This window comes from Niallia sp. FSL K6-0212 (assembly GCF_038007605.1).
GTDB classification, from domain to species: Bacteria; Bacillota; Bacilli; order Bacillales; family Cytobacillaceae; genus Niallia; species Niallia circulans.
The window spans coordinates 3,213,242-3,233,238 of the sequence record NZ_JBBOXL010000001.1; the positions used below are offsets into that span (position 1 = coordinate 3,213,242).

Annotated in this window: 17 protein-coding genes; all 17 read left to right on the plus strand. The window is 36.8% G+C overall.

Going from position 1 to position 19,997, the window contains the following annotated elements; translation table 11 throughout:
- Positions 1–10: 10 nt before the first annotated feature.
- A complete protein-coding gene (gene pyrH, locus MHH96_RS15145; RefSeq protein WP_047940275.1) occupies positions 11–745 on the plus strand; it encodes a UMP kinase in 735 nt (244 codons plus the stop codon).
- Positions 738–1,295, plus strand: coding sequence for a ribosome recycling factor (frr, locus tag MHH96_RS15150; protein ID WP_047940028.1), 558 nt, complete (start codon positions 738–740; stop codon positions 1,293–1,295). The genes pyrH and frr overlap by 8 nt, the downstream gene beginning before the upstream one ends.
- Positions 1,296–1,734: 439 nt before the next feature.
- Positions 1,735–2,511: an isoprenyl transferase gene (locus MHH96_RS15155; protein ID WP_047940029.1), complete on the plus strand. Its 777-nt coding sequence runs from the start codon at positions 1,735–1,737 to the stop codon at positions 2,509–2,511.
- Positions 2,512–2,528: 17 nt separating this feature from the next.
- On the plus strand, positions 2,529–3,320 hold the full coding sequence (locus MHH96_RS15160) for a phosphatidate cytidylyltransferase (RefSeq protein ID WP_047940030.1): 792 nt from the start codon (positions 2,529–2,531) through the stop codon (positions 3,318–3,320).
- A gap of 38 nt (positions 3,321–3,358) precedes the next feature.
- Complete coding sequence (gene dxr / locus MHH96_RS15165; RefSeq protein WP_047940031.1) at positions 3,359–4,501, plus strand: 1-deoxy-D-xylulose-5-phosphate reductoisomerase; 1,143 nt, start codon at positions 3,359–3,361, stop codon at positions 4,499–4,501.
- Between the two features lie 17 nt (positions 4,502–4,518).
- Positions 4,519–5,784, plus strand: a complete 1,266-nt coding sequence (gene rseP / locus MHH96_RS15170; RefSeq protein ID WP_047940032.1) for an RIP metalloprotease RseP — start codon at positions 4,519–4,521, stop codon at positions 5,782–5,784.
- Positions 5,785–5,956: 172 nt separating this feature from the next.
- Positions 5,957–7,663 carry a proline--tRNA ligase gene (locus tag MHH96_RS15175; protein WP_047940033.1) on the plus strand — a complete coding sequence of 569 codons (1,707 nt, stop codon included), beginning with the start codon at positions 5,957–5,959 and terminating at the stop codon, positions 7,661–7,663.
- Positions 7,664–7,822: 159 nt separating this feature from the next.
- Positions 7,823–12,145 (plus strand): PolC-type DNA polymerase III, encoded by a 4,323-nt coding sequence (locus MHH96_RS15180; protein ID WP_047940034.1) that lies wholly within the window; start codon positions 7,823–7,825, stop codon positions 12,143–12,145.
- A gap of 275 nt (positions 12,146–12,420) precedes the next feature.
- Positions 12,421–12,894: a ribosome maturation factor RimP gene (gene rimP, locus MHH96_RS15185; protein ID WP_172866010.1), complete on the plus strand. Its 474-nt coding sequence runs from the start codon at positions 12,421–12,423 to the stop codon at positions 12,892–12,894.
- A gap of 81 nt (positions 12,895–12,975) precedes the next feature.
- The gene (gene nusA, locus MHH96_RS15190) at positions 12,976–14,106 is read left to right on the plus strand and encodes a transcription termination factor NusA (protein ID WP_047940036.1); all 1,131 of its coding nucleotides are present in this window, start codon (positions 12,976–12,978) and stop codon (positions 14,104–14,106) included.
- 15 nt (positions 14,107–14,121) lie between these two features.
- A complete protein-coding gene (rnpM, locus tag MHH96_RS15195) occupies positions 14,122–14,406 on the plus strand; it encodes an RNase P modulator RnpM (protein WP_047940037.1) in 285 nt (94 codons plus the stop codon).
- Complete coding sequence (locus MHH96_RS15200) at positions 14,403–14,705, plus strand: YlxQ family RNA-binding protein (RefSeq protein WP_016201165.1); 303 nt, start codon at positions 14,403–14,405, stop codon at positions 14,703–14,705. Before rnpM ends, MHH96_RS15200 begins: the two co-directional genes overlap by 4 nt.
- A 19-nt stretch (positions 14,706–14,724) precedes the next feature.
- Positions 14,725–16,896: a translation initiation factor IF-2 gene (gene infB / locus MHH96_RS15205; RefSeq protein WP_095319948.1), complete on the plus strand. Its 2,172-nt coding sequence runs from the start codon at positions 14,725–14,727 to the stop codon at positions 16,894–16,896.
- Positions 16,893–17,174: a DUF503 domain-containing protein gene (locus MHH96_RS15210; protein WP_047940039.1), complete on the plus strand. Its 282-nt coding sequence runs from the start codon at positions 16,893–16,895 to the stop codon at positions 17,172–17,174. The genes infB and MHH96_RS15210 overlap by 4 nt, the downstream gene beginning before the upstream one ends.
- Before the next feature lie 22 nt (positions 17,175–17,196).
- Positions 17,197–17,562 (plus strand): 30S ribosome-binding factor RbfA, encoded by a 366-nt coding sequence (gene rbfA, locus MHH96_RS15215; RefSeq protein WP_047940040.1) that lies wholly within the window; start codon positions 17,197–17,199, stop codon positions 17,560–17,562.
- A 266-nt stretch (positions 17,563–17,828) separates the two neighbouring features.
- Positions 17,829–18,746 carry a tRNA pseudouridine(55) synthase TruB gene (gene truB / locus MHH96_RS15220; protein ID WP_328283420.1) on the plus strand — a complete coding sequence of 306 codons (918 nt, stop codon included), beginning with the start codon at positions 17,829–17,831 and terminating at the stop codon, positions 18,744–18,746.
- 84 nt (positions 18,747–18,830) lie between these two features.
- Positions 18,831–19,778, plus strand: coding sequence for a bifunctional riboflavin kinase/FAD synthetase (gene ribF / locus MHH96_RS15225; protein WP_095319979.1), 948 nt, complete (start codon positions 18,831–18,833; stop codon positions 19,776–19,778).
- Positions 19,779–19,997 lie beyond the last annotated feature (219 nt).

Here is a 19,997-nt window from a genome sequence, read left to right on the forward strand (position 1 = left end):
GGAGGTTTCCATGAGTAGTAATCCAAAATATAAACGTGTTGTTCTGAAATTAAGTGGCGAAGCATTAGCTGGTGAAGCTGGATTTGGTATAAATCCAAGTATCATTAAAAACGTAGCACAGCAAGTAAAGGAAGTTGCTGATCTTGGTGTGGAAGCAGCTGTAGTAGTCGGCGGTGGAAATATTTGGCGTGGTAAAATTGGGGAAGAAATGGGAATGGACCGTGCCAACGCTGATTACATGGGAATGCTCGCTACAGTAATGAATTCATTAGCCCTTCAAGATAGTTTAGAGCAAATGGGCATTGAAACACGTGTTCAATCTTCTATCGAAATGAGACAGGTAGCTGAGCCATATATTAGAAGACGTGCAATTCGACATCTTGAGAAGAAACGTGTTGTGATTTTTGCAGCAGGAACAGGAAACCCTTATTTCTCAACAGATACAACAGCTGCCTTACGAGCTGCTGAAATTGAAGCAGACGTTATATTAATGGCGAAGAATAATGTAGATGGCGTATATTCTGCAGATCCGAAAGTGGATAACACTGCTACGAAATACGAGGAACTTACTTATTTTGATGTGATTAAAGATGGTCTTGCTGTAATGGATTCAACCGCTTCATCATTATGTATGGACAATGACATTCCGTTAATTGTATTCTCTATTACGGAAAATGGCAATATTAAGAGAGCTGTAATGGGAGAAACAATTGGAACAATAGTGAGGGGGAAAAATAATGCCTAAACAAGTTATCGCTAATACTAAAGACAGAATGGATAAAGCAATTCAAAGCTATTCGCGCGAGCTTGCAAGTATTCGTGCTGGAAGAGCAAATGCTTCCTTATTAGATCGTATTACAGTTGATTATTATGGTGCTCCAACACCAGTTAATCAACTTGCAGGTATCAGTGTACCAGAGGCTAGATTACTTGTTATTCAGCCGTATGATAAAACTGTTCTTGGAGATATTGAGAAAGCTATTCTTAAATCTGATATAGGTTTAAATCCTTCTAATGATGGTAGTGTTATCCGTCTTTCTATTCCAATGTTAACAGAAGAGCGTCGTAAGGAATTAGTGAAGAATGTGAAAAAAGAATCAGAAGAAGCAAAAATTGCTATTCGCAATATTCGCCGTGACGGCAATGATGATTTGAAAAAGCTAGAGAAAAATGGAGAAATCACAGAAGATGATCTTCGCGGCTACAATGATGACATTCAAAAATTAACAGATGAATACATCAATAAAGTCGATGCTTTAACAAAAGAGAAAGAAAAAGAAATTTTAGAAGTATAACCTAAACGTATTTAGTGGATATTTCAACATTTCAATTGAATAGGAAGTTTATTGTTCTTGAGTTAAACCCTCTACTTTATAGGGGGTTTTTTTCTTCATGTTAGTAAAAATAAGGATAAAAAATATAGCCTGAAATATTCATTCTTTGTACATAAAATAGTGAAAACTAACGAGTTTTTTAATTGATAGTTGCTTAGGTTGACTATTTTCCTATAATATAGAAAGGGAACTTATTTGATTATCCTTTTATTGGATAGGTTATGGAAAAGAATTTATTAGAAAAGTGGATCCTTACCATTAGTAGTTTAGGCAATATCGTTATCATAATGATTATCCTGAATAGTAGATAATATAAACAGATATAGATAATAGTATTTACCGTACATAATCACTGTGAATAGAGAGTTACAAAAGGGATCTATTTTGGAGGAGCTATTTTATGTTTAACAAAATAAGGTTATGGAAGAAGAAACCTGTTTCTTCTAATTTCCAAGACCGAATATCAGCACTTAAAATGCGACAAATTCCAGAGCATGTTGCAATTATCATGGATGGAAATGGAAGATGGGCAAAAAAGAGAACGTTGCCTAGAATTGCAGGCCATCATGAAGGAATGAAATGTGTAAAACGAATTACAGCTATTGCAAATGATCTTGGAATCAAAGTGTTAACTTTATATGCTTTTTCCACAGAAAATTGGAAAAGGCCGAAATCGGAAGTTGATTACATTCTGTCCCTTCCAGAACAATTTCTTAGTACATTTTTACCTGAATTAATTGAAAAAAATGTTCGCGTAACAGCCATTGGCTATACAGAAGGATTACCAGAATCTACTTTGAATGCCCTAAATCGAGCAGTAGAACAAACAAAGCATAATACAGGTCTTCATTTAAACTTTGCCTTAAATTATGGTTCTAGGGCCGAAATCATAGATGCTGTTAAAAATGTTGTAAAAGACAGTCAAACGGGAAAAATAGAAATAGATAACTTAACAGAAGAAGTATTTTCCTCTTATTTGATGACAGAAGATATAATCGAGCCAGATTTATTAATTCGTACAAGTGGAGAAATAAGAATAAGCAACTTCATGCTTTGGCAAATAGCTTATTCCGAACTATACTTTACGAATGTACTATGGCCAGATTTTAGTGAATTACATTTATTCGAAGCAATAGAAGAATTTCAAAACAGACAACGCCGTTTTGGTGGAGTCTGAAGAGAGTTGGTTTAGAGATGAAGCAAAGAATCATAACAGCAATTATTGCAATAGCCGTATTTTTACCATTTGTATTAATTGGAAAACTACCATTAGTTCTTTTTACTTTTCTATTAGTTGGAATTGGTGTATTTGAAATGTTTAGAATGAGAAAAATTTCATTTTTTTCTATTCCGGGATTTATTTCATTAATTACCGTATGGATGATTGTTCTGCCGAATCATTATATAAGTTCGTGGAATATGAATAAAATAGAATTGGGCTTAATCGCTGTTTTATTTTATTTAACTTATATGGTTTTTTCTAAAAATAAATTTACATTTGATGATGTTGCTTTTACGATACTAGCTGTCATCTATATTGGAACAGGATTCCATTTCTTTATTGAAATTAGAGAAACGGATTTAGCTTTTCTTATTTATTCACTATTTATCATTTGGGCCACTGATTCTGGTGCATACTTCATCGGAAGAGCAATTGGAAAACGAAAATTATGGCCAGAAATAAGTCCAAATAAAACAGTCGAAGGATTTATTGGCGGGATAGTAAGTGCTTTAGTAGTAGGAGTTCTATTTAGTGTGTTTGGATACATAGAATGGTCTATAGGCTTTGCTTTTACTACCATTATCTTATCTATTTTTGGACAAATTGGTGATTTAACAGAATCTGCGTTAAAACGTCACTATGATGTGAAGGACTCAGGAAAGTTATTACCAGGACATGGCGGAATTCTGGATCGGTTTGACAGTCTTATTTTTGTCTGGCCGCTGCTTTATTTTATCTTTGAACGTTTTCTTCATTTAATTTAAAATAAATAGTAGGAAATATTGGGTGTAGGAGTGAGGTAGTGAAGTATATTAGTTTGCTAGGGGCGACAGGATCGATTGGAATGCAAACTTTGGATGTTATTAAAAGTCATCCAGATATGTTTGAATTAGTTGCCTTTTCATCAGGAAAAAATATAGAATTAACCAGAAAGATCATTCAAGAATTTAGACCGCAGCTTGTATCTGTTGCAGAAAAAAAAGATTATGAGCAATTAAAACAAATCTTCCCAGATATATGTTTTAGCTATGGATTGGATGGATTAATAGAAGCAGCCGTTTTTGATAAAGCTGATATTCTGGTAAATGCAGTAATCGGTAGTGTTGGTTTACATCCAACGTTACAAGCAATTGAAGCGGGAAAGGTTATAGCGATTGCAAATAAGGAAACATTAGTTACTGCAGGACATATTGTAATGGATGCAGCTGCAAAATATAATGTTCCTGTATTACCAGTTGATAGTGAGCATTCTGCTATTTTTCAATGTTTACAAGGGGAAAACCCGAAAAATATTGAGCGCCTTATTATTACTGCCTCTGGAGGAAGTTTCCGCGATCTTAGTAGAAAAGAGTTAGAGCAGGTGACAGTGGATGACGCTTTAAATCATCCAAATTGGTCAATGGGTGCGAAAATTACGATTGATTCGGCGACAATGATGAATAAGGGTTTAGAAGTAATTGAAGCGCACTGGTTATTTGGGCTTCCATATGAGAAAATAGATGTATTACTACATAAAGAAAGTATCATTCATTCAATGGTAGAATTCCATGATAGTAGTGTAATCGCTCAATTAGGTACTCCAGATATGCGAATACCCATTCAATATGCTCTTTCGTTTCCAGAGCGTCTAGCTGCAGCAAATGGGAAAAAATTAGATTTAGCTGCGATTGGAAAATTGCATTTTCAGCCTATGGACTTAGAGAGATTTAGATGTCTTCATTTTGCTTTTGAGGCTGGAAAAGCAGGTGGAACTTTACCAACAGTATTAAATGCAGCGAATGAAGTGGCAGTACAAAAATTCTTAAATCAAGAAATTAGCTTTCTACAAATTGAAGATTTAATCGAAAAAGCACTAAATAGTCATCAGAATATACTAAACCCTAGTCTTGAAGTGATCCAAGAGATTGACTTAGAAACAAGAAAAAGAGTAAGCACACTTCTATAAAAAGGTGGTTAAAAATTTTGTATACAGTTATAGCTTTTATCATCATTTTTGGTGCGTTAGTTTTTTTCCACGAATTAGGGCATTTCGTATTAGCTAAGCGTGCGGGCATTTTATGTCGTGAATTCGCCATTGGAATGGGGCCTAAAGTTCTTTCTTTAAAAAAGGGAGAAACTGTTTATACGATTCGTCTTCTGCCAATTGGCGGTTATGTGCGGATGGCTGGAGAAGATCCAGAAATGGTTGATATTAAACCTGGTCATCGCATCGGCTTAATCCTTAATGATAAAGAAGAAGTAACGAAAATTATCATTAACAATAAAGAAAAGTATCCGAATGCTCGTGTTATTAATGTAGAGGATGCTGATTTAGAACATAAGCTTTTTGTAAAAGGATATGTAGAGGAAGACAATGAAGATAATCTCCTCGTTTTTTCTGTAAGAAAAGATGCTGTTTTTGTTGAAAATGGAATCGAAACGCAAATTGCACCATATGATCGACAATTTGCCAGTAAGTCACTATGGCAGCGCACACTTGCTATTTTTGCAGGTCCGGCCATGAACTTTGTGTTAGCTTTTCTTATTTTTATTGTGATTGCGTTAATACAAGGAATTCCTTCAAATGAAGCAAAGCTTGGTAAGTTAACAGATGATGGAGTTGCAATTAGTGCAGGCCTGCATGAAGGCGATAATGTCATCAGCATTGACGGACAATCTGTAGGTTCTTGGGAAGAAGTTGTTTCCATTATTCAAAAAAGTCCGGGAGAGAACCTAGAATTTTTAATCGATCGTAATGGACAAGAAATGACAATTGACGTAACACCAAAGGAAACAGAAGTAGATGGAAAAACAATTGGGTTAGTTGGTGTATACAGCCCAATGGAAAAATCGCCATTAAAGTCTATCCAATTTGGTGCAGCACAAACCTATAATTGGACAAAGGAAATTTTTGGAGCAGTTGGTAAACTAGTAACCGGTCAATTTTCGATTGATGCTTTAGGTGGTCCTGTTGCCATTTATCAATCAACCGATACGGTTGCTCAATCAGGTGTCTATTCCTTAATGAATTGGGCGGCTGTTTTAAGTATTAACTTAGGTATTATGAATCTTCTTCCGTTACCTGCATTAGACGGTGGGCGACTATTGTTTTTTGCTATTGAAGCGGTTCGCGGTAAACCAATTGACCGGCAAAAAGAGGGCATCGTTCATTTTATTGGATTTGCCTTACTCATGTTATTGATGATTGTCGTCACTTGGAATGATATCCAACGATTTTTTATACAGTAGGATACTTTTCATTCCCCTTATTGTAAGGGGAATGTTGTTTTGTCAGGAAACTCTTTTTTGATAATAGGCATGAGGCAGTTGGCGGCAGCACAAGACACTCAACTCAAAGATGTAAAACATATCTCACCATAACAACTTAATAACAACATAAATAATAGAGGTGCAATGATAGATGAAGCAAAGTAAAATGTTAATTCCAACATTAAGAGAAGTACCAGCAGATGCAGATATTAAAAGCCATCAGCTCTTATTAAGAGCTGGATATATTAGACAAAATGCAAGTGGTATCTATTCTTATTTGCCACTAGCAAACAAAGTAATAAAGAAAATTGAACAAATTATTCGTGAAGAAATGGATGCAGCTGGTGGAGTGGAGTTATTAATGCCTGCATTGCAGCAAGCGGAATTATGGCAAGAATCCGGCAGATGGTTTACTTATGGACCCGAATTAATGCGTTTAAAAGACCGTAATAGTCGAGAATTTGCTCTTGGGGCCACACATGAAGAAGTGATAACTAGTTTAGTTCGTGATGAAGTGAAATCTTATAAACGCTTGCCATTAACGCTTTATCAAATCCAAACGAAATTCAGAGATGAGAAAAGACCACGTTTTGGAATTTTGCGCGGCAGAGAGTTTATTATGAAAGATGCCTACAGCTTCCATTCTTCGCATGAAAGCTTAGGAGAAGTTTATGACTCAATTTTCCAAGCTTATTGCAATATATTTGAGCGCTGCGGCTTAAACTATCGGGCAGTTATTGCAGATAGTGGCGCAATGGGCGGAAAGGATACGCATGAATTCATGGTATTATCTGATGTTGGAGAAGATACGATTGCGTACTCAACGGAATCCAATTATGCTGCAAATATTGAAATGGCTCCAGTTATTAATTCCTATGATAAAACGGACGAGCCTGCTAAAGAATTAGAAAAAGTAGAAACAAAAGAACAAAAAACAATTGAAGAAGTTTCTTCTTTCTTAAACGTAGCAGCAGAAAAATGTATCAAATCTCTTTTATTTAAAGTTGATGAGAAGTTTGTTCTAGTATTAGTTCGAGGAGACCACGAAGTAAATGATATTAAGGTGAAGAACCTTTTAGAAGCAAATGTAGTAGAATTAGCAGATCATGCAGATACGGAAGAAGTGCTAGGAAGCAAGGTTGGCTCAATCGGTCCAATTAACGTGAAAGATGTTGAAGTAATTGCAGATTATGCTGTGAAAGCAATTGTAAACGGTGTTTGTGGAGCAAACCAAGAAAATTACCACTATGTGAATGTGAATCCTGATCGTGATTTTACTGTCGATCAATATGCGGATATTCGATTTATTCAAGAAGGTGACCTTTCACCAGATGGAAAAGGCACGATTACTTTTGCTAAGGGCATTGAAGTAGGCCATGTCTTTAAGCTTGGTACTCGATATAGTGAAGCAATGGGTGCGACCTATTTAGATGAAAACGGCAGAAGTCAAGCACTTATTATGGGTTGCTATGGAATTGGTGTGTCAAGAACGATGGCAGCGATAGTGGAGCAATTTAATGATGACAGAGGGATTGTATGGCCAAATGCTGTAGCGCCATTTGATATTCATTTAATTACTGTAAATACAAAAGATGACACACAAAATGAGTTATCCGAAAAATTATATGCAGCATTAAAGGCTAATCGTTTTGATGTATTAGTAGATGACCGTGCTGAGCGTGCAGGCGTGAAATTTGCTGATTCTGATTTAATTGGTTTACCAATTCGCGTCACTGTCGGGAAAAAAGCAGGAGAAGGCATCGTAGAAGTGAAAGTCAGAAGTACAGGAGAAATGCTGGAAGTACATGAAAGTGAGCTTGCTGCTACGATTCTCCGCTTAACACAAGTAGCAGGATAAGCGAAAACAGGATAAAAGAAAAAGGTTTAGCAATCGGCTAAATCTTTTTCTTTTTGTAGCTTAGATTGTATGCTAAACTGCATTAAGGAAAAGAACAATTTATTTCTGTGATATAATATTTTTTATAGAAATTAAGCAAGATTGGAAGGAGCGACATAAATGAGTGATATACAGGGGAAAGTAGATCGTTTCCAGATTTTGCTGCAACAATTGCAATTAACGGATGATTCATATATTTCCCATTTTCGCAACGCAAGTATAGAAAAAATTGTTGTCGAAAAACGGTCCAAAAAGTGGCATTTTCATTTTTTGTTTGATGATATCATTCCATTTCAAGTCTATCAATTATTTACTGCCAAGTTAAAAAGTAGTTTTTCTCATATTGCTACTATTACGTATGATATTCGAGTAAGAAATGGAATTGTTACAGATGTATTAATTCGAGACTATTGGTCTGCGTGTATAGAGGAGATGCAAGGAATTTCTCCACCGTTATTAAAACTATTAAATGAACAAGTGCCGCAATTAAATGGCAATAAGCTGACAATTCAGGTTAGAAATGAAATGGAAGGCTTAGCGATTAAGCGTAAATACGCGAACTTAATTACAGACGCTTATCAATATTTTGGTTTTCCTGCAATGAGTTTAGACACAGAGATAGCAGCAGAAAAATCAAATTCAGATTATGAGCAATTCTTGCTTGCGAAGCAAAAAGAGGATGAGGAAAGAGGAAAACAAGCTTTATTAGATATTCAGAAGATGGAAGCTGAAAAAGAAGCTGGTGATTCGCCAATCCCAAGTGGTCCATTAACAATTGGCTTAACGATCAAGGATGATAGCGATTATCGTCGTATGGAAGAGATTGTCGATGAAGAAAGACGTGTTACGATTCAAGGATATGTCTTCTTTGCAGAAACAAAAGAGCTGCGCAGTGGACGAACGCTATTAACCTTTAAAATAACAGATTATACAAGCTCTATCCTTGTCAAAATGTTCTCTCGTGACAAAGAGGATGCAGCTCTTTTTCAATTGGTAAAAAAAGGTATGTGGCTTAGAGCGCGCGGAAGCATTCAAAATGATACATTCGTTCGCGATTTAGTGATGATAGGAAATGACTTAAATGAAATTAAGCCTGTTGAGCGGAAGGATACCGCTAAAGAGGATGAAAAACGAGTTGAGTTGCATCTTCATACACCAATGAGTCAAATGGATGCAGTTTCATCTGTCGCAACTCTTGTCGGCCAAGCGAAAAAATGGGGACATAAAGCAATTGCTATCACGGATCATGCTGTTGCGCAATCATTCCCGGAAGCTTTTGGTGCTGGAAAGAAAAATGACGTTAAAATTCTTTACGGCGTAGAAATGAATCTAGTAGATGACGGTGTACCAATAGCTTATAATCCAAAGGATATCGATTTAGAGGATGCGACTTATGTAGTATTCGACGTAGAAACAACTGGACTTTCGGCTGTATATAACACGATTATTGAACTGGCGGCAGTGAAAATCCATAATGGAGAAATTATCGATCGATTTGAATCTTTTGCCAATCCACATCATCGTCTTTCTGCGACAACCATTAATTTAACAGGTATTACTGATGATATGGTAGAAAGCGCACCAGAAATTGATATTGTCTTACGCAAGTTTGCGGATTGGACAGGCGATAGTATTTTAGTTGCTCATAATGCATCCTTTGATGTCGGCTTTTTGAATGTCGGCTATCAGAAGGCAGGACTGCCTAAATCGACAAATGCGGTCATTGATACATTGGAACTGGGTAGATTTTTATATCCAGAAATGAAAAATCATCGTTTAAATACACTCGCGAAAAAATTTGATATCGAATTAACTCAGCATCACCGCGCCATTTATGATGCTGAGGCGACTGGATATCTCGCTTTAAAAATGTTGAAAGATGCTGCTGAAAGGGGCATCACCAATCATAATCAATTAAATGATAATATGGGACAAGGAAATGCCTATCAAAGGGCAAGACCATATCATTGTACAGTGCTAGCGCAAAATGAGGTAGGGCTTAAAAATCTCTTTAAACTCGTTTCGATTGCACATATTAATTATTTCTATCGGGTTCCTCGTATTCCGAGATCAGTCTTGCAAAAATACCGGGAAGGTTTGTTAGTAGGATCAGCTTGTGATAAAGGGGAAGTCTTTGAAGCAATGATGCAGAAGGCTCCAGAAGAAGTAGAAGATATTGCGCCATTTTATGATTATTTAGAAGTAATGCCAAAAGAGGTGTACGCTCATTTAATTGAAATGGAGTTAGTACAAGATGAAAAAGCCTTAGAAGAAATAATTGGTAATATCGTAAAACTTGGGGATAAATTAGATATACCAGTGGTTGCGACCGGGAATGTTCATTATCTGAATCCTAACGATAAAATCTATCGAGAAATTCTAGTCGGTTCACAAGGTGGAGCGAATCCGCTTAATCGCCATAAGCTTCCAGATGTCCATTTCCGTACAACAAATGAAATGCTGGACTGCTTCGGCTTCCTTGGAAAAGAAAAGGCAAAAGAGATAGTTGTAACAAATACTAATAAAATTGCCGATATGATTGATGTTATTAAACCAATCAAAGATGATCTTTATACACCGAAAATTGAAGGATCGGAAGAAGAGATGCGGGAAATGAGCTATGGCATGGCTAGACGTATTTATGGTGATGAATTACCTGAAATCGTAGAAGCACGCTTAGAAAAGGAACTAAAAAGTATCATCGGTCATGGATTTGCCGTAATTTATTTGATTTCCCATAAGCTCGTGAAAAAGTCGTTAGATGATGGATACCTAGTAGGTTCGCGTGGATCTGTTGGTTCTTCCTTTGTTGCTACTATGACAGAGATAACCGAGGTTAATCCATTGCCGCCACATTATATTTGTGCGGAATGTAAATACTCGGAGTTTTTTAACGATGGTTCGGTTGGATCTGGCTTTGACTTGCCAGATAAAAATTGTCCTAACTGTGGGGCTCGCTTGAAGAAAGATGGTCACGATATTCCATTTGAAACTTTCCTAGGATTTAAAGGAGATAAGGTTCCCGATATTGATTTGAACTTTTCTGGTGAATATCAGCCAAAAGCGCATAACTATACAAAAGTGCTCTTTGGTGAAGAGTATGTGTATCGCGCAGGTACAATTGGTACAGTTGCGGATAAAACAGCATACGGCTATGTAAAGGCATATCAAAATGATAATAATTTACAAATTCGCGGAGCAGAAATTGATCGATTAGCATCTGGATGTACTGGGGTTAAACGTACAACCGGGCAGCATCCAGGGGGAATCATTGTAATACCAGACTATATGGATGTCTACGATTTTACGCCAATTCAATTTCCGGCAGATGATCGGAATTCTGAATGGAAAACAACCCATTTTGATTTCCATTCCATCCATGACAATGTTCTAAAGCTTGATATTCTAGGGCACGATGATCCAACTGTTATTAGAATGCTTCAAGATTTAAGTGGAATTGATCCAAAGACCATTCCAACAGATGATCCTGAAGTAATGAAAATATTCAGTGGTACCGAGTCCCTTGGAGTAACACCAGAACAAATTTATTGCAAAACGGGAACATTTGGTATCCCTGAATTTGGAACAAAATTTGTTCGACAAATGTTAGAAGATACAAAGCCGACAACTTTTTCTGAATTAGTACAGATTTCTGGTTTGTCCCATGGTACAGATGTATGGCTAGGAAATGCACAAGAACTTATTCATAATAATATTTGTAACTTAAGTGAAGTAATCGGATGTCGTGATGATATTATGGTTTATTTGATATATCAAGGCCTTGATCCAAGTTTCGCTTTCAAGATTATGGAAAGCGTGCGTAAAGGAAAAGGCCTTACAGATGAAATGGAAGAGGAAATGAGAAAGAATGAAGTACCAGAATGGTATATTGATTCTTGTAAAAAAATAAAATACATGTTTCCTAAAGCCCATGCTGCGGCATACGTCTTAATGGCAGTAAGAATTGCCTATTTTAAAGTGCATCATGCCCTATTATATTATGCAGCTTATTTTACCGTTCGCGCCGATGATTTTGATATTGATGCAATGGTAAAAGGATCCCATAGTATTAAAGCGGTAATCGATGATATTACGGCAAAAGGGTTAGATGCATCAACGAAAGAGAAAAACTTATTAACGGTAATGGAGCTTGCTTTTGAAATGGTAGAAAGAGGATACACATTTAAGAAAGTGGACTTATATAAATCAAGTGCTACTGAATTTATTATTGAAGGAAACTCTCTTATCCCGCCATTTAACAGTATTCCTGGACTTGGGACAAATGCTGCCATTAATATTGTAGAAGCAAGAAAAGATGGTGAATTCTTATCAAAAGAGGATTTACAGCAACGTGGAAAAGTATCAAAAACAATTATGCAATATCTAGAGAATCATGGTTGCTTAGCTGATATGCCAGATCAAAACCAGCTTTCTTTATTCTAAAACTCTTTCTTAATAAGAGAAGAAACCTTGAAACTACGGACTTTCATTTGCATAAATGAAGTGGTTATGGTATAGTTTATTTGGAAATACTAAGGATAACTTTCGCGAATGGAGAGTGGGGCAACCCACTCTTTCCTGTTTGTATTAGGGTTTTTTTCCTAAAATCAAAGGAAAGGGTATCGCTGATTTGATGGATGAGCAACAAAGAGTACATATTTCAGGCTGCTAAGTTGACTCTAAAAACATAATAAGGTTCCTTGCTTAAGGAGGGAAAAATTTTGAGCAAAGTAACAGAAATAGTCGAAGAAATGGTACATCCTATTTTAGATGAACTACACTTAGAATTAGTAGATGTCGAATATGTAAAAGAGGGACCAAACTGGTTTTTACGGGTATATATTGACAAAGATACAGGTGTAGATATTGATGAATGTGCAGTCGTTAGTGAAAAACTTAGTGAGAAGTTAGATGAAGTCGATCCGATTTCAGAAAACTATTTTCTTGAGGTTTCTTCACCTGGAGCAGAGCGACCATTAAAAAAAGACAAAGACTTCGAAAAAGCGATTGGGAAAAATGTCTATATTAAAACATATGAACCGATTGAAAAGGAAAAAACATTCGAAGGAGTTTTAACAGCTTTTGATGGTAAAACAGTAACAGTTGAAGTGAAAATTAAAACTAGAAAGAAAACAATTGTGATACCGTACGAAAAAGTGGCAAAAGCAAGACTCGCAGTTAGTTTTTCATAATGTATAAAGAATCGATGAAATGTCTTTTGTAATCGATCATTATAATTTTTCATAAAAGAGAATAAAGGGGGATACACGCTCATGAGCAGTGAATTAGTTGATGCTCTAGTGTTACTTGAAAAAGAAAAAGGAATATCACGTGAAGTGATCATGGATGCCATGGAAGCAGCTTTGATTTCTGCTTACCGTCGTAATTTTAACCAAGCACAAAATGTACGAATTGATTTGAATCTAGGTGCTGGGTCTATGCGTGTATTTGCTAGAAAAGAAGTAGTAGATGAGGTGTTTGACCCACGTCTTGAAATTTCTTTAGAAGATGCACAAAGAATTAATCCGAACTATGAAGTGGAAGATGTAGTAGAGTTGGAAGTAACGCCAAAAGACTTTGGCAGAATTGCGGCACAAACTGCTAAACAAGTAGTAACACAAAGAGTTCGCGAAGCAGAAAGAGGAATTATTTATTCTGAATTTATTGATCGCGAAGAAGATATCATGACAGGCATTGTTCAACGCCAAGACAGTAAATTTATTTACGTCAGCTTAGGCAAAATTGAAGCGATTTTACCTACAAATGAACAAATGCCGAATGAGCATTATAAACCGCATGATCGCATCAAAGTTTTCCTGACAAAAGTGGAAAAGACAACAAAAGGTCCCCAAATCTTTGTGTCTAGAACACATCCTGGGCTACTTAAAAGATTATTCGAGATGGAAGTACCGGAAATTTATGATGGTACAGTTGAAATAAAATCAGTTGCCCGTGAAGCGGGAGATCGTTCTAAGATTTCCGTTCATTCTGAGAACGAAGAGGTAGATCCAGTAGGTTCATGTGTAGGGCCAAAAGGAACTCGTGTACAGACGATTGTTAATGAGCTAAAAGGGGAAAAGATTGATATTGTTAAGTGGTCAAGTGACCCTACTGTTTTCGTTGCAAATGCTCTTAGTCCTTCAAAGGTCTTAGAAGTTATTGTAAACGAAGAAGATAAAGCAACAACGGTTATTGTTCCTGATTATCAGTTGTCGCTGGCTATCGGAAAGCGAGGTCAAAATGCACGTCTGGCAGCAAAGCTGACAGGCTGGAAAATTGATATCAAATCCGAGTCAGAAGCAAGAGAAGCTGGAATTTATCCTACTGAAAATTCATTGATTAAGTTTGATGATGAAGTAGAAGAAGAGGATGATTTCCGCTTAAACACAGAAGATTTCGAGTGATAGAGGTGAATGTGTGTGAACAAACCAAGAAAAGTACCAATGCGTAAGTGTGTTGCTACTGGTGAAATGAAGCCGAAGAAAGAACTAGTTCGCATCGTTCGTTCCAAAGAAGGGGTTGTATCCGTCGATTTAACAGGAAAAAAATCTGGTCGAGGAGCATATCTCTCATTGGATAAAGAAGCAGTACTATTAGCCAAGAAGAAGAATATTCTTTCTAGCCAGCTTGAAGTTACTGTAGATGATACAGTTTATGACGAGCTGTTAGAACTAATAGATAAGGAGCAAAGACAATCCAAATGAACGATAACAAGTGGATGTCATTACTTGGCTTAGCAAATCGAGCACGGAAAATAACCTCAGGTGAGGAATTGACCGTTAAAGAAATTAGAAGCGGTAATGCAAAGCTAATATTATTGTCGGAAGATGCGTCACAAAACACGACAAAGAAAATCACTGATAAATGTCGTTCCTATAAAGTACCAGTGAAGCTTGTTTCAAATCGGGAAATCCTAGGGAAAGCAATAGGGAAAGAACAACGAGTGGTTGTCGCTGTTTTGGATAATGGATTTGCAAAAAAACTTTTAACGCTGCTCGATTAATTCTAGCGGGGGTGAAATGATGAGTAAAGTGCGAGTATACGAATACGCAAAAAAATATAACATTTCAAGCAAGGATGTTATTGCAAAATTAAAAGAGATGAACATAGAAGTCTCAAACCATATGACTACACTGGAAGAGGACGCAGTAAAAAAATTAGATAGCATATATAATAAAAAGAACGAAGAAAATAAGCCAAAAGCGCCAGCTGCAAAAGTGGCTGCTAAAAATATCGCGGACGAGTATGAAAAAGAAAGCGATGAAATGGCTGAAAAGGGGAAAGTAAATCAATCTGTGAAAAATACTAAAGATAATAAGCCAGGTTTTAACAAACCAAAAAATAATAATAATAACAACAATAAAAATAGAAACAACAATCGTAAAGGGAAGCAGAATACTGCTCCAGCTGCACCGCCAGCTCCGAAAAAGGAAAAAGAATTACCAGAGAAAATTACATTCAGTGAGTCTTTAACCGTTGCTGAATTAGCAAAGAAATTGCATCGTGAACCATCTGAAATCATCAAAAAATTATTCCTTCTTGGTGTGATGGCAACAATCAACCAAGAATTAGATAAAGATGCAATTGAATTAATCTGTACAGATTATGGTGTAGAGGTCGAAGAGGAAATCCAAATCGATACGACAGACCTAGAAGTATACTTTGCAGATGAAGAAGGCGCAGAATTAGTAGAGCGTCCATCTGTTGTGACCATTATGGGACACGTTGACCACGGGAAAACAACATTGCTTGACAGCATACGTAATACGAAAGTAACAGCAGGAGAAGCTGGTGGTATTACCCAGCATATTGGTGCATACCAAATTGAGGAGAATGGCAAGAAAATTACTTTCCTTGATACACCTGGACACGCAGCTTTTACTACAATGCGTGCACGTGGTGCGAAAATCACTGATATCACTATCCTTGTTGTTGCTGCTGATGATGGTGTTATGCCACAAACAATTGAAGCAATCAACCATGCCAAAGCAGCTGAGGTTCCAATTATCGTTGCTGTTAATAAAATGGATAAACCAACCGCTAATCCAGATCGCGTAATGCAAGAATTAACAGAACATGGATTAGTACCTGAAGCTTGGGGTGGGGATACTATCTTTGTTCCACTTTCCGCTTTAACAGGTGAAGGTATTGACTCTCTGCTTGAAATGATTCTTTTAGTAGGAGAAGTAGAAGAGTATAAAGCAAATCCAGACCGTAATGCAGTTGGTACTGTTATTGAAGCACAATTAGATAAAGGAAAAGGTTCGGTAGCAACATTGCTTGTACAAAATGGTACATTGCATATTGGGGATCCGATTGTAGTTGGGAACACATTTGGTCGTGTTCGTGCAATGGTTAATGATCTTGGCCGCCGAGTTAAAACTGCAGGACCATCAACACCAGTTGAAATCACTGGGTTAAACGATGTTCCTCAAGCTGGTGATCGTTTTGTTGTTTTCAAAGACGAGAAAACCGCAAGACAAATCGGGGAAGCTCGTTCCACGCAAGCGATTCAAGCGCAAAGATCTGAAAAAACAAGAATCAGCTTAGACAACCTGTTTGAACATATGAAACAAGGGGAAATGAAAGATATTAATATCGTTCTTAAAGCCGATGTTCAAGGTTCAGCAGAAGCGTTAGCAGCTGCTCTTTATAAAATCGAAGTAGAAGGCGTAAACGTAAAAATCATCCATACAGGTGTAGGGGCGATTAACGAATCCGATATTACCCTTGCTGCAGCATCAAATGCGATTGTAATTGGATTTAACGTACGTCCAGACGTAAACGCAAAAAGAGCCGCAGATGCTGAAGAAGTAGATGTACGCTTACACCGTATTATCTATAAGGTTATTGAAGAAATTGAAGCAGCGATGAAAGGGATGCTTGATCCTGAGTTCCAAGAAAAGATTATTGGTCAAGCGGAAATTCGTCAAACATTCAAGGTTTCTAAAATCGGTACCATTGCAGGTTCTTATGTAACGGACGGGAAAATTACAAGAGACAGCGGTATTCGTTTGATTCGTGATGGTGTTGTTATTTTCGAAGGGGAAATCGATGCATTAAAACGTTTCAAGGACGATGCAAAAGAAGTGGCTCAAGGTTACGAATGTGGTATTACCATCAAAAACTTTAACGATGTTAAAGAAGGCGATATTATCGAAGCATATGTAATGGAAGAAATTGAGCGTAAATGATTGTTGGATTAATGTCAGTGGAATGCATTATTTATGATGCCCACTCATTAAAAGAAAAGCGGGCGGTTCTGCAAAGAATTATGACCCGCTTAAAGCAAAGATTTAATATCTCTATTTCAGAAGTCGGGTATCAAGATACTTGGCAAAGAACAAAAATTGCTGTTGTTACCGTTGCTTCTGCGCGAGTTTCAGCTGAAGGTGTACTGCAGCAGACACAGCAGTTTATTGATTCTTTTCCTGAAATAGAGAGAACCATAACAGATATAGAATGGCTTTAAAAAAAATGAGGTGAATTGCGCGATGAGTCTAAGACCAAATCGTGTTGGTGAACAAATGAAGAAGGAACTAGGCGAGATTATTAGCCGTAAGATAAAGGATCCTCGCATTGGTTTCGTAACAGTTACAGATGTTAATGTTACTGGTGACCTTCAACAAGCAACTGTGTATATTTCTGTACTTGGCGACCAAGAGCAACGGGAAAATACACTAAAAGGGCTGGCAAAAGCGAAAGGATTTATCCGTTCTGAAATTGGACAAAGAATTCGTTTACGCAAAACGCCTGAAATTACGTTTGAATTTGATGAGTCGATAGATTACGGAAATAGAATTGATACATTATTGCATCAAATCGCAAAAGAAAATCCGTCCAGTGATGACGAAAGATAATGATGTAACATAAACTTGCTCCTATCGGACTTTTTCCATGATACTTATGGATGGGCGATAGGAGTTTTTTTATAAGCGGTGGAAATGGAGCCCGTTGAATTCCGCTCCAGGAACTTGCTTTTCTGCTGGACAGATAGGAGTCTCCTCGGCTATGCCTGTGGATTTCCCTCAATTCCAGCAGGAGTCAAAAGACTTTTAAATTATATTACAATTGAGGACTCAAGATTAAGAGTTTTTTTCCATAAAATGAATAAAGGATGAGGTATATGGAAGGGATTTTACCGTTATGGAAGCCTAAGGGGCTTACTTCCCATGATTGTGTTTTTCGTTTGCGGAAGATTTTACATATGAAACGAGTCGGTCATACTGGAACATTGGATCCGGATGTAACGGGTGTATTACCAATTTGTTTAGGAAGAGCAACAAAAGTAGCTGAATATATAACAGACGCAGGAAAAGAATATGTAGGAGAGGTAACGATAGGGTACTCTACAACAACGGAAGATCGTTCTGGTGAAAAGGTCGAGGAGAAAAAAGTAGCGGAAATTATTACGCGAGATAGAATAGAAGCGATTTTACGAGAGCTAACAGGAGAAATCACACAAACACCACCCATGTATTCGGCTGTTAAAGTAAATGGGAAAAGGCTTTATGAATATGCTAGACAAGGGATTGTGATTGACCGTCCTTCTAGGCAAGTAAACATTTACTCCTTAGAATTAATCGAAGAATGGCAAGTGTTACAGGGAGAAACCGTATCTTTTCGTTTTAAAGTAAGTTGTAGTAAAGGTACCTATATTCGCACACTTGCTGTTATGATTGGAGAAAAATTAGGGTATCCTGCCCATATGTCAGACTTGTGCCGGACACGTTCTGCAGCCTTTACGAAACAAGAGTGTGTAACATTTGAAGAACTAGAGGAATATGTAGAAAATGGGAAGCTGAAAAACTTTATTTATCCGCTTGAAGACGCGCTTTTACATTTGCCGAAATATGAAATAAATGATACATTAGCAATGAAGGTACGAAACGGAACGGTATTAGAAACTCCTGCTCATCTACTAAATGAACAGGAACCAATTGTCATTCAAACAACAACAGGTGAAGCGTTAGCTATATATGTTCAGCATCCAGCAAAACAAGGATTAATCAAACCGTCCAAAATATTAAAAATCTTGGAGTAACCATTGATGCTCTCGTTCACCTTGAAAGAAAGTTTAACGACAAATGAGAAAAAAAGAAATTTGTTAGAAAAGGTGAGTAGCACAGTGAAGATAGTAAGAATAAACCATTCAGAACGAAATAAAGAGCATGATAATCCGCCAATTTCTATAGCATTAGGTTCCTTTGACGGAGTTCATCTTGGCCATCAAAAGGTAATTGGCGAAGCGAAAAGAGTGGCAGATGAAAATGGATGGAGCAGTGCGGTGATGACATTTGACCCCCATCCTTCTATCGTATTAGGTGGAAAAACAAAAAAAGTAGATTACTTAACATCTTTTGAAGCGAAAGTAGAACAATTAGCAAACTTGGGAATCGATTATTTATTTATTGTCGATTTTACGATTGAGTTTGCTAGCTTACCTCCTCAAGAATTCGTTGATTTGTATTTAATTGGTTTAAATGTGAAACATGTAGTAGCTGGTTTTGATTACACTTATGGAAAGAAAGCTCAAGGAACAGCTGAGACTCTTTCTATACATTCACGAGGTAAATACAAAACAACAATTATTGGCAAAGAGACCTTTGGAGGTGAGAAAGTAAGTTCTACTTTAATTCGCTCTCTTATAAATAATGGCGAAATGGAAAAGGTACCTGCTCTTTTAGGTAGATACTATTCAGTAAATGGTACGGTCATCCATGGCGACAAACGTGGTAGAACGATTGGTTTTCCTACTGCAAATGTGAAATCAACTAGCGATGTCATTTTGCCGCCGTTAGGTGTATATGCAGTACGATTCTTTGTCAATGATCAATGGTATGAGGGTGTTTGTAACCTCGGTACAAAACCAACCTTCCAGCCTGATGAAAAAAAAATTAGTATCGAAGTCCATATTTTTGACTTTCATCAAGATATTTATGGTCATTCCGTAATCGTTGAATGGCATAAACGAATTAGAAGCGAACAAAAATTCAATGGCATAGATGAACTAGTAGCCCAAATTGAAAAAGACAAGCAAACCGCCTTACAATATTTTTATGAAAAGGCACGATAAGAAAAAAGAAAAGTAACCTGAATATTTCTAAAAAGATTAGGATATACTGAAAAATATATCCTAATAAAAAATGGAAAGAAACTAATGAATAGCAGGACTGGCCAGAAATACAATAGGATGAAGTTTTTTCAGATTCTATTTTTATGTTCTTTGTTTATAAAAAAATAAAAGGTTATGTCTTGATTTTTCCAAAGAAAACAGTTATTCTTAAAGACGTAC

Coding starts and splice junctions, on each gene's coding strand:
- pyrH (WP_047940275.1), top strand. CDS start 11: ATGAGTAGTAATCCAAAATATAAACGTGTTGTTCTGAAATTAAGTGGC.
- frr (WP_047940028.1), top strand. CDS start 738: ATGCCTAAACAAGTTATCGCTAATACTAAAGACAGAATGGATAAAGCA.
- MHH96_RS15155 (WP_047940029.1), top strand. CDS start 1,735: ATGTTTAACAAAATAAGGTTATGGAAGAAGAAACCTGTTTCTTCTAAT.
- MHH96_RS15160 (WP_047940030.1), top strand. CDS start 2,529: ATGAAGCAAAGAATCATAACAGCAATTATTGCAATAGCCGTATTTTTA.
- MHH96_RS15175 (WP_047940033.1), top strand. CDS start 5,957: ATGAAGCAAAGTAAAATGTTAATTCCAACATTAAGAGAAGTACCAGCA.
- MHH96_RS15180 (WP_047940034.1), top strand. CDS start 7,823: ATGAGTGATATACAGGGGAAAGTAGATCGTTTCCAGATTTTGCTGCAA.
- nusA (WP_047940036.1), top strand. CDS start 12,976: ATGAGCAGTGAATTAGTTGATGCTCTAGTGTTACTTGAAAAAGAAAAA.
- MHH96_RS15200 (WP_016201165.1), top strand. CDS start 14,403: ATGAACGATAACAAGTGGATGTCATTACTTGGCTTAGCAAATCGAGCA.
- infB (WP_095319948.1), top strand. CDS start 14,725: ATGAGTAAAGTGCGAGTATACGAATACGCAAAAAAATATAACATTTCA.
- MHH96_RS15210 (WP_047940039.1), top strand. CDS start 16,893: ATGATTGTTGGATTAATGTCAGTGGAATGCATTATTTATGATGCCCAC.
- rbfA (WP_047940040.1), top strand. CDS start 17,197: ATGAGTCTAAGACCAAATCGTGTTGGTGAACAAATGAAGAAGGAACTA.
- truB (WP_328283420.1), top strand. CDS start 17,829: ATGGAAGGGATTTTACCGTTATGGAAGCCTAAGGGGCTTACTTCCCAT.